This window comes from Bacillus sp. MM2020_4 (genome assembly GCF_011250555.1).
In the GTDB taxonomy this organism is placed as follows: Bacteria; Bacillota; Bacilli; order Bacillales; family Cytobacillaceae; genus Neobacillus.
The window spans coordinates 94842-105305 of sequence record NZ_JAANMZ010000008.1 but is presented as its reverse complement, the minus strand read 5'-3'; the positions used below and the strand labels follow the sequence as shown (position 1 = coordinate 105305).

The following is a 10464-nucleotide window of genomic DNA, read 5'->3' as shown; positions in this document are numbered from 1 at the left end:
CAATAGTGGTAGGAGTTAATATACCGGTTATCTTGAATTATCACATCACAGTGTATCATTTTTGCAATAATTGAATGAGATTTTTTAAAGTATATAGTCTAGCCGAAAAAAGAAATAAATCATTGTAGTTATTTGCAACATACTCTTCGATAATATTCATTCCCTTTTGAAATTGATCGACTAAATAAAAGGTATACTTTTCATCCCAAGAGAATTGATTAATTCTATAGAGTTCATCGGCAATGATTTGAAACTTATATTCCTGCACCCACAGATTAATCTGATATATGCTATCTTTATTAGAGTAAACACTATTTTTGGGTTCATAACTTCTTCGGACATATTGAATAAAATCATTTATTTGCTCGGCCAGCATAATTGCTTTTTGCATTTCGAAGTTCATCTCTCTCTCTCCTTGCTATCAAAAAATGAATACTTTATAGGAAGAATGTATGTTTTGGAGCTGTTTTGTAACACCTATCATATAAAATAGCGAAAAGGCAGAGATGATATCCCTACCTTGATGTTTTTTCATTCCTTAAGTCGAGGTTTAGCGGGATCACAGTTTGGTGAATCCAGATTTGCTGATTCTGCCAATTTCATAAGATAATAACATTCTTCACGTGACATATGATCCGCCATTAATGGGGCAAATGTTCCTAATGCTTGTTTACTCAGTTCCAGTTCTTCTATTTCATGTAAAAAGTTTTGAAACAGCTTTATTTCTAACTGGGCATCCACATTCATTTTTGACAAAGCTGGAAACGCAGTTAAATTGGTTCTTAAATATCCCGCCAATTCTACTGCTTTTAAGTAAAACGCTTCAAAATCTTTCTTAAAGGACTCGCTTTTCTCCCGTAATTTCTTCTCAACACCATCTAAATTAGAGGAAATCGCCTCAGAATGGCCAACAGCATCCGATAACCATAAAAGATGATGATGTAGTTCATGGTATACAGGAGGAAGTTGCCCGGTCTTTACGTATGTTAAGATTCGTAAATACTCTTCTAGCTCGTTTACCATATGATTAAGAAACGTAGGTGAAAGGTGGATTTTGATTTTCCCAATAAGATGTTTTCGAATTAATTCAAATTTAAATTCGCGTAATTTTATTACTTCTGTTTCAGCTTGGACAGTTAATTGCTTTAAATCAGTCGAGTTCGCTTCCCTCAGAAGTTCATCGAATACCAGGATAAAATTTGAGGCCTGCTCAATCTCCGCTGTTTGAACTGGCGCGAGAGCTTCATATATAAACCTTGAATGATCACCTACTATTTGGAGCCAAAAACGATGTTCGAATCTTGCTGTCTTCTCAAAGACATCATTCATGATTTTTCCTCCCAGTAAAAATTAGCCGCACTATTTTGATGTATATTCTCATTCTAATTTTCTTATGAACGATAGGAAGAAAAATTCATATGTGCAATAACTTTGATGTATTAAAATTAAACTGACGAATGTTAGGCAGGTGGACAATCACAAACGTTGCTTCAAAATACCATGGAGTAAGGAGGATGATTAAAATGGCATGCTCAATCAATATTTATCAATTTACGGTACAAGCTCTTTCTACTAATGCAAACATTAATTTTGGAGCGACCTATCATAACAGCCATAATGCCAATAGTTCGATCATTGGCGGGAATGTTAATTTTGGTGATGGCTGCGTAAATTCATTCACCAATATTACTCTTGGTAAAATATCTGCTTCAAATATAAACACTGCCCAGGATTCCTAGTTAAAGGGCATTAGATCCCTTGTATTAAGTCACTATGCTGTTTTTTCTTTTCTTTGTAAGAGGACCGCGCCTATTACGATCATTCCCTTAAATGCTTCTCTTAGAAATGGCGGGACGCCAAATAGGTTCAATAGATTATTCATGACGGCAATAATCAACATGCCAAAAACGGTTCCCATGATTAAGCCTCTTCCGCCCATCATACTTGTACCACCAACAACAGCTGCAGCAATCGCATCCATTTCCATTCCTCTTCCGGCATTCGAAAAGTCCATGGAACCAATCCGGGAAACCTGAATGATGGCGGCAATCGAAACGAGAAGACCCATCAGGGCGTACACGCGTCGCTGTACACGTTCAACATTAACACCGGAAAGTTTTGCTGCTCGTTCATTTGATCCCACAGCAATAATCTGTCTTCCAAAGGTGGTTCGTTTAGACACATAGTAAAGAATATAGGCAATGATAGCCCAATAAATAATGGGCATAATCATATAACTTCCAATTTTAAAACTAGCAAATTGTAAAAATTCCATCGGTACCTTTGGATTATATCCTTGCATAAAATGCTGAGTCAGACTTCTAAAAATCATCATGGCACCCAATGTCACAATGAATGGAGGCACCTTCCCCTTTGTAACGGATAAACCGATTAATGATCCCAACAAATAGCCAAACAGCACCACTAAAATAATGGTAACAACAAATGCGGGAAACCCTGTCATACCCAAAATTCCTAGGATCCCTCTTGTGCCGGTGTCGAGCAAAAGCATAGCGAAAGCACCTGTAATAACTAAAGTAGAACCGACGGCTAAATCAATACCTCCCGTCATAATGACAAGTGTCATTCCGAGAGCAATGATCCCAATACTCGCATTATTTCGTAGGATATTTATCCAGTTATTCAACCAGGATTGAAACCAGCTGCCTATTGAATCATAATCAAAACCAAGGACCAATGTCTGCAAAATGACCATAATCAGGAAGGCAATGGCAATACTAAATAACGGTACATTCACCCATTTTTCTCGAAACCAGCTAAAAATGTTTTTATTAGTTTTGGCAAATTCAGTTTCCATCTTTCGATTCCTCCTCTCTTACCTATATCGGTTGTCCACCGGTTGCAAGGCTCATGATATTGTGATTATTCATTTTCTCGCCAGCCACTTCACCTTGAATAACACCATGGTACATAACAAGGGCTCGGTCGCATACCCGGATAATTTCCTGTCCTTCACTCGAAAGCACGACAATAGCAATATTTTCTTCGGCAAGTTTTAAGATAATATCATAGATATCTTCTTTCGCACCCACATCTACACCTTGGGTGGGGTTATCTAAAATAAGTAGTTTGGGACCTGCAGAAAGCCACTTTGCTAACACCACTTTCTGCTGATTTCCTCCAGATAGACTATTGATGCTGTCAGTCATCTCTCCCATCTTTATCCTTAATGCTTGACGGTGCTTTTCAAAATTCGCCTCATGTTTTTGTGTCTGAATGACACCTCGTTTTGAAAATGTAGGCCACGTGACAATTGACGCATTTTCAAAGATATTCATATCCTTAATAATTCCATTTTCTTTCCTATTTCTAGGTATATAGGCAATACCTTCATTGATTGCTTGAGAGGTATTCTTGATGGCTACCTCTTTACCGTTCAAGAAAATTTTACCTGATGACACTTTTTCTGCTCCAAAAATCGCTTGAAAAAGCTCACTTCGCCCATCACCAAGGAGTCCAGTAACCCCAAGAATTTCACCTTCTCTGATGGAAAATCCAATGTCGCGAAATACACGCTTATTTGTAAGTCCCTCAACCCGCAATACTTCATTTCCAAGTCTTCTCTCTCTTTTAAGCGGTTCGGTTCTTACATCATATCCCACCATAAACCGTGCAAGGTCTTCAGTCGTAACATCGCTCACCTTTCCTTCTTCCACCAATTGACCATCGCGAAGAACGATAAATTTCTCGCAAACTTCCATGACCTCATTTAGTTTATGTGAGATGAAAATTAGTCCTACATTGTTATCCCTCAATGTTCTCATCATGGAAAATACGCGCTTGATTTCCTGATCTGTTAAGGATGTCGTCGGCTCATCCATAATGATGATGGATGTTTTCATCATCAAAGCACGGCATATTTCCACGATTTGTTTATATGAAGCATCTAAATCACTAACCATCGTTTTCACATCTAAGCGAACATTCATTTGTTCGAACACTTCTTCTGTTTCGCGAATCATTCTTTCTAGGTCAAGATGACCTTTTTTGTTTTTTAATTCCCTCCCAAGAAACATGTTTTCATAGATCGGTAAATCATTGATGAGGTTCAATTCCTGATGAATAAAGGCAATTCCCGCCTCCTGTGAATGTGCTGGCGTGGTGAACTGCACTGGATTGCCATCAATGATGATTGTCCCTTCGTCCATTTGATGGACACCACCCAATATATTCATCAAGGTTGATTTCCCGGCACCATTTTCACCAAGTAAGGCACATATTTCACCGCCCATTAGGGTAAGAGACACATCCCTAAGTACAGTGTTACTTCCAAAAGACTTTCGAATATTCTTTATCTCGATTATCATGACAACACATCCAGTTCTTTGTAAAAAGAGAGGCTACAGCTGCGCCATAACCCCTCGATTATTTCTGTTTTTATTTCTAGAAGATGGTCAATTAATACGGTGACTTATCGTCAAGGAAGTCCTTATAATTGGTTTTATCAACAATTGTGGTCGGAATAATCGTCTCCTCTGAAACACTTTCACCATTTAAAAGCTTAAGTGCAACATTGACAGCATCTTTCACCATTGCTGGGCTATATAGTGCAGACTCGATGAAGATATTATCATTTTCCGGCATCATCTTAAAATATTCCTGCATACCGCCACCGCCAGTCACGACCTTAATATCCGTTCTACCAGCCTCTTTGATCGCTTGGAGGACACCGATTGAGGTTTCATCGTCCATGGAGTAAACCGCATCTATCTTTGGATTTTTCGTTAAAATATCAGCAAAATCCTTCAACCCATCTTCTCGTGTAAACTGTGTAGCATAGGTGAGAAGTTTCACATCCGGTGCCAGCTCTTTCATGGTATCAACAAATCCTGCTTTTCTCAGTTCTGAAACGGAACCTGATGATGGTACCTCAAGAATAACAACTGTTCCCTCTTTACCAATTTTATCTGCTATATATTTAGCACCTTGGACCCCCATGTCTTTGTTGTCGCCAGCAACCCGATATACTCCATCGACATCAATCTTGATATCAAAGTTTACTATCTTAATTCCTTCATCCATTGCCTGCTTAATTGGTACCTCCATGCCTTCCCATTGCGGGAAAGCAACGATGGCTTCCGCCCCCCATGTCTTTAAATCATCTAATTGAGACGTCATTTCTTGGGCATTTGTACTAGTCTGAATCTTGTATTCTATCACGCCGGACAGTTCTTTCGCACGAGCTTCTGCATTGTAGGCAACCGCCGCAACCCAGCCATGTGTAACAGCTGGTGCCAGAATCCCAATTTTGTGCTTTTTCTTTTCGGTGTCACTTTTACCCTTGCCATCACTTGTGTCAGTGTTTGCATTACACGCGCTAAGAATCGGGACCATAAGGAAAGCGAGCAAAACAAGGAAAGTTAGAGCCTTTTTCATTCAACGAACCCCCTTAGTCAATCTCATAATCTAGTAAAAACCGAGCAAACGCTGATTCCATATCCTCTATTTCAATACTCTTTATGGATGACCATTTCATACATATATCTGCACAACTTGACCCTTTTCCAAGGAATCTTCAATCGCCTTTAGTATATTTAGAGTATAGATTACATCGTCTAATGGAATTACTTGATTTTCTTGGTTTTTTTCGATGCAATTCACAAAGTACGCAAGCTCATTTTGAAATGCATCAGCTTTTTCTACCAAAAGCAATGACTTCTTCTGGTTTGCATAGTAAGATAACCGATGCTCGCTTTCATGAATGTTTTCAATATTTTCGCCAGCAGCGACCGTAAAGTCGACTGTACCTTGATCGGCTTGAACCCGTAAGCCAAAAGTAAAGGGAAATTTCATGGGCATACGCTGTGATGCTTCTACAAAGGCTTTACTTTTATTTTTAAATGTCAGTGTGGTCATCACATGATCCCATGCTCCATATTTGTTTTTAGTTCCAACCGCATAGACAGTGTCAACTTGACCGAGCAAATAATAGACGAAATCAATATCATGGATATGGAGATCAAATAATGCACCGCCACTTTTTTCTGGATCTTGAATCCACTTACTCCATGCGGGTGCCTGACCCAATCGTCTGGCATGAACAAGTTCAATATCCTTTAATTTGACAGTTTCACTAATGGATTTTACCAACTGATATTCTGGCCAAAATCGCAGCACATGCCCAACAAATAACTTCACTTTATTTATTGTAACCGCATCAATTATTCTTTTTGCTGATTCCAACGTTAAGGTTAATGGTTTTTCACAAATGATATGTTTTCCGGCATTCGCTGCCTTAATAAGATATTCCTCATGTAAATAGGTTGGTAGACAAATATCAATGATATCGATTTTTGGATCATGCAATAAATCCTCATAATTTGTCACAAAGGAACCATTGTAATGGCTCGGTATTTGCTGACTTTTCTCCACATTTCTCGTAAAAATTGCCTTTACCTGACAATTTTCAAGTTGATGGTACGCTTCTAAATGCATCTTCCCGATAAACCCTATGCCAACCAACCTCCATGGTTAACCGATTAGTTTGGAAAGATAGCTGAAGGACCTTTTTACACTTTGGTTTACTTCGTCAAGATTTGCTGGGCCAGAAGGTGTAAATTCAATCTCAACACTAATCGGTCCCTTATAGTTTGCTTTCCTTAGTGTTCCAAAAATTTTAGAGAAATTTAGGTTCCCATCCCCAATCGCCGGAAAATTCCACTCGTTATAAGGACCGAGCTTATCTTTTAAATGGATGAATTCCACATAATCAATGGAAGCCTCTAAATCCGCATATGGTAATATATTTCCATAAAAGATCACATTTGCTGTATCATAATTGATTTTGACACGGTTATTTAGCAGCATAGCTAAATTTTTTAACGAAGAGCCTGTCGGGTAGTTATTTCCGTGTGTTTCAAGGACTAGCACCTTATTTCGCTTCTCACACTTTTCAATAATCGGTGCTAAATTCCTAGCTAATTCCGTCTGATCGGTAATCACATCTGCGTCATCATGGGCATTACCCGTTGCTGTAATGATATAGGGACAATCAAATTCCACAGCCAAATCAATACTTTTTAATAGATTAGTAATACCCTCTGTACTCATGACGTTACTATGTGCTCCAATCCCGACGCATTTCATCCCATAATCACGAAGCAATTCTTTCACACGGTTTCGTTCAAGCAACGACATTTCTGGTAAAACATGTGCGGTATGGTCTTTCACAGCCGCTAATTCGATTTGAGTAAAACCAGCGTTCCTTGCCCCCTTAACTGCATCCTCTAATGAATAACCGTGATACGTATTGGAATTGATGGCAAGCTGTTCTAACATGACAACCCCCTTTGAATGTCTTTGATGGCAATATACTAGACAGAAGCAATCACAACGAATATGACTTTAGTATTACAATTTCTAATCATATAATATGAAATCCGTTACATTAATAGTATATAAAAGTGAATATTCCGATAATTATTCTGCTTATGATTCTTTTTGATCATGACCCATAATCTTCTCAATCACTTTAAGTGTAACTAGCGCCTGCTCGCCCGTAACAGCTGGTTCCGTATCATTTAGAATCGATTCGATAAACGAATCAATGACGCCGGTAGAGGTTTGGTTGTCATTTGTTTGAATCGGTTCTAGTTGATAATTGACCTTTTGCCCATCCTTCATTTCAATCATCAGTTGATGATTGGGATGATGATAAATTTTAATGATCCCTTTTTGACAATAAATAGTGGTTGAATTATCTTCACATCCATAATAGGTCCACGAGAAGGACGAAGTCCCTAAACGGCCTTTTTTCGTCTTTAATGCACAGACAACGTTGTCACACACATCAATGGGCTTTCCCCTTTCATTGACTTTATCAAGAACTCCGTGAAACGCATGAACCTCTTCAATTTCATCATCCAAAAGGTAATGGATTAAATCAATCTTATGAATACCTAGATCACCCGCAACACCAGAGTGAGACCGCTCTTTTTTAAAAAACCAAGTCGCATTCGACTTGTCTATTCCCCAGCTCTCAGGGCCTTTATGGCCAAAGGAGGTTTTAAAGGTCAGCACATCACCAAGCACTTTCTTTTCAATGATTTCCTTTGCCTTTTGATGGGCTTTTGTAAATCGCTGATTATGATCTACCATTAATTTCTTGCCAGATTTTGCTTGTGCTTGAAGGATCTTCTCTGCACATAACACGTTGATTGCTAATGGTTTTTCACAAAGAACATGCTTTCCACTTAACAATGCATTAGTAGAATTTATATGATGGGCTTCATTAGAGGAACAATCGCTAACTGCCACGATCTTCGGATCTGATAGTAGTTCTTCCACGGTTTCCACCGACCTGCCTCCAAATTCCTTTGCCAGCTCTTTTGCTCTTTCTACATGACGATCAAAGAAGACAATCTCATCTACGTGCGGATTTGCTTTATACTCCGGAGCATGGCGGAGTTTCGCAATCGAACCGCATCCTATGATTCCTACTGTAATGCCCAATGATCCCAAACCTCCTTTGATTACATTCTCCTGTGATGATCTATCCCATGGTTGAACCACGAATGACTAATTCGTGCTCCAAAACAATACTTTCCACTTTATTTCCTTTTATCCGATTAATTAGCATGTTTGCGGCTGTACACCCCATTTTAAACATCGGTTGTGCAACTGTCGTGAGCGGAGGATTTGTCATATTGGAAAAGCTGATTTTATCAAAACCAATGACGGCGATATCATCTGGAACCTGTAAGCCACAGGCATTGATCTCTTTTAATGCACCAATCGCCAATGTATCGGATACAGCAAATATAGCTGTTGGTCTCTCCTTTACTTGCAGCAACCTTCTCATGGCACGAACGCCCTGTTCAAAATCTAGATGGTCGGAATGACAGATCCATTCCTTGCGAATGGGCAGGGCAAACTCTTTTAATGCCCTTTCATAGCCCTCTCTTCGCTGGCGGGCATATAAAAACTTTTCATCAGAATTAATCAGCGCAATTTTCTTATTCCCTAGTTTAATCAAATGTTTCACAGCACGATATGCAGCAAGTTTATGATCAATGGTAACGTAAGGAATGGAACCGCCTTCTTCGTACTCACTGCAGAGAATAATCGAATGATGCTCGGCAAGTTCATTAAGTTTTTGCCTATTGATGGTTGGATCCATTGAAATTATCCCATCAGCCAGTTTATTTTTTACCATGTTAAAGTAAATATTTTCGCGCTGGGGATCTGAGGCTGTTTGACAGAGGAGAATGTTGTAATAGCTGGCAAGGGCAATCGTTTCGATCCCATTAATTATTTCAGCATAAAAGGGGTTGGAAATACTGGGAATCAAGACAAGTATTAGACGACTTTCGGAGTTTCGAAGATTTCTCCCTAGCATACTTGGTTCATATTTCAGTTCTTTAATCGCCCTTTCCACCTTCAGTCTCGTTTTTGCACTGACGGAGGTCACGTTATTTAATACCCTAGAAACCGTTGCAACGGAAACACCCGCTTTTTCAGCTACTTGTTGAATATTTGCCATGATGCCTCCCACTTTCAATTAAAATTAATCAATTGTAATCGATTACAAATTTATGAACATGGTGAATCTCGTTACTAACTATATGCCACTATCCACTCATATAGTTCAATATATTCTGATCGTTATCAAGCTATCCTATAAATAAAGTGGAATGGATTACATGTTTAAAATGGAAAAAAGGGGCAGCCCCCTACGTTCTGGGGAACTGACCCTCTAGTCTTGTCACAATCATATTCAGAAAAAATTAGCCCTTATCATACCCGTCCCTTGACCGATATTGCTGTGGTGCCCGAGCTGGATAGCGGGCAGGGAAACTGAACATATGAACAAGCTGTGTAAATGGAATGGATGCAAATAAAAAGAATGACAAAATCACATGGACCTTAAAGAGGGTCGGAATTCCTATCATTAAGTCTGATAGTGGTTGCAAGGTGAATAGACTCCTAAACCAGGGACCAATCGTCAATCGATATTCATAAGCAACCACAGTTGTACTATAGATTAAGGTCATATATGTCCCCAACGCGGCAATGATGAGCAGCAAGACAATCGTGAAATAATCCGCAAAAGTAGTATGTACCCGAACGCGCGGAAAGGAAAATTTCCGAATTAACATAACTACCAGACCGAATACTACCATTAATCCCGCTATTCCACCGCCCGCAATCGCACCAAAATGGTACATATGTTCATTAATACCAATGGATTCATAAAATTCGATAGGAATCAATATTCCCATTATATGACCGATAAAGGCAAAGATGATCCCATAATGGAAAATAACGGATCCCATACGTAACCACTTTTTGCCAAAAATTTCTGTTGATGGTGCATACCAACTTTTACCGCGAAAAATAAAGCGGTAAAATGTCGCTACAATTAGGATCGTACCACAGATATAAGGAAAAATCGTCCACCAAAAAATTTCTTCCATTTCAAACCTCCTTTGTAAACAAGCTTAA

At 39.0% G+C, this 10464-nt stretch carries 11 protein-coding genes; 1 reads left to right on the top strand and 10 read right to left on the bottom strand.

The genetic code is table 11. From position 1 onward, the window contains the following. Nucleotides 1–55: 55 nt before the first annotated feature. The gene (locus tag G6554_RS08620) at nt 56–403 is read right to left on the bottom strand and encodes a hypothetical protein (protein ID WP_166240765.1); all 348 of its coding nucleotides are present in this window, start codon (nt 401–403) and stop codon (nt 56–58) included. Nucleotides 404–531: 128 nt separating this feature from the next. Then, entirely contained in the window at nt 532–1329 is a 798-nt protein-coding gene (locus tag G6554_RS08615; RefSeq protein ID WP_166240763.1) for a DUF2935 domain-containing protein, read from the bottom strand. A gap of 194 nt (nt 1330–1523) precedes the next feature. Between G6554_RS08615 and G6554_RS08610 the strand changes: the two genes are divergently transcribed. Continuing rightward, entirely contained in the window at nt 1524–1739 is a 216-nt protein-coding gene (locus tag G6554_RS08610; RefSeq protein ID WP_166240760.1) for a spore germination protein, read from the top strand. 32 nt (nt 1740–1771) lie between these two features. Here G6554_RS08610 and G6554_RS08605 read toward each other — a convergent pair whose 3' ends face one another. From G6554_RS08605 to narI, 8 genes are all read right to left on the bottom strand, one after another. After that, nucleotides 1772–2818, bottom strand: a complete 1047-nt coding sequence (locus G6554_RS08605) for an ABC transporter permease (RefSeq protein WP_166240758.1) — start codon at nt 2816–2818, stop codon at nt 1772–1774. 22 nt (nt 2819–2840) lie between these two features. Continuing rightward, on the bottom strand, nt 2841–4328 hold the full coding sequence (locus G6554_RS08600) for a sugar ABC transporter ATP-binding protein (RefSeq protein ID WP_166240756.1): 1488 nt from the start codon (nt 4326–4328) through the stop codon (nt 2841–2843). A gap of 91 nt (nt 4329–4419) precedes the next feature. Then, nucleotides 4420–5397 carry an ABC transporter substrate-binding protein gene (locus G6554_RS08595; protein ID WP_166240754.1) on the bottom strand — a complete coding sequence of 326 codons (978 nt, stop codon included), beginning with the start codon at nt 5395–5397 and terminating at the stop codon, nt 4420–4422. A 96-nt stretch (nt 5398–5493) separates the two neighbouring features. Next, nucleotides 5494–6483 (bottom strand): Gfo/Idh/MocA family protein, encoded by a 990-nt coding sequence (locus G6554_RS08590; RefSeq protein ID WP_207627561.1) that lies wholly within the window; start codon nt 6481–6483, stop codon nt 5494–5496. Between the two features lie 9 nt (nt 6484–6492). Continuing rightward, nucleotides 6493–7299: a sugar phosphate isomerase/epimerase family protein gene (locus tag G6554_RS08585; RefSeq protein ID WP_166240750.1), complete on the bottom strand. Its 807-nt coding sequence runs from the start codon at nt 7297–7299 to the stop codon at nt 6493–6495. A 150-nt stretch (nt 7300–7449) separates the two neighbouring features. After that, a complete protein-coding gene (locus G6554_RS08580; RefSeq protein ID WP_166240748.1) occupies nt 7450–8472 on the bottom strand; it encodes a Gfo/Idh/MocA family protein in 1023 nt (340 codons plus the stop codon). 40 nt (nt 8473–8512) lie between these two features. Next, entirely contained in the window at nt 8513–9502 is a 990-nt protein-coding gene (locus G6554_RS08575; protein WP_166240746.1) for a LacI family DNA-binding transcriptional regulator, read from the bottom strand. Nucleotides 9503–9746: 244 nt separating this feature from the next. Then, on the bottom strand, nt 9747–10436 hold the full coding sequence (narI, locus tag G6554_RS08570; RefSeq protein WP_166240744.1) for a respiratory nitrate reductase subunit gamma: 690 nt from the start codon (nt 10434–10436) through the stop codon (nt 9747–9749). Nucleotides 10437–10464 lie beyond the last annotated feature (28 nt).

What these genes read in the sequence shown, in the direction of transcription:
- G6554_RS08585 (WP_166240750.1), bottom strand. Translation starts at nt 7,299, where the DNA reads ATGTTAGAACAGCTTGCCATCAATTCCAATACGTATCACGGTTATTCA.
- G6554_RS08605 (WP_166240758.1), bottom strand. Translation starts at nt 2,818, where the DNA reads ATGGAAACTGAATTTGCCAAAACTAATAAAAACATTTTTAGCTGGTTT.
- G6554_RS08620 (WP_166240765.1), bottom strand. Translation starts at nt 403, where the DNA reads ATGAACTTCGAAATGCAAAAAGCAATTATGCTGGCCGAGCAAATAAAT.
- G6554_RS08595 (WP_166240754.1), bottom strand. Translation starts at nt 5,397, where the DNA reads ATGAAAAAGGCTCTAACTTTCCTTGTTTTGCTCGCTTTCCTTATGGTC.
- G6554_RS08600 (WP_166240756.1), bottom strand. Translation starts at nt 4,328, where the DNA reads ATGATAATCGAGATAAAGAATATTCGAAAGTCTTTTGGAAGTAACACT.
- G6554_RS08610 (WP_166240760.1), top strand. Translation starts at nt 1,524, where the DNA reads ATGGCATGCTCAATCAATATTTATCAATTTACGGTACAAGCTCTTTCT.
- narI (WP_166240744.1), bottom strand. Translation starts at nt 10,436, where the DNA reads ATGGAAGAAATTTTTTGGTGGACGATTTTTCCTTATATCTGTGGTACG.
- G6554_RS08615 (WP_166240763.1), bottom strand. Translation starts at nt 1,329, where the DNA reads ATGAATGATGTCTTTGAGAAGACAGCAAGATTCGAACATCGTTTTTGG.
- G6554_RS08575 (WP_166240746.1), bottom strand. Translation starts at nt 9,502, where the DNA reads ATGGCAAATATTCAACAAGTAGCTGAAAAAGCGGGTGTTTCCGTTGCA.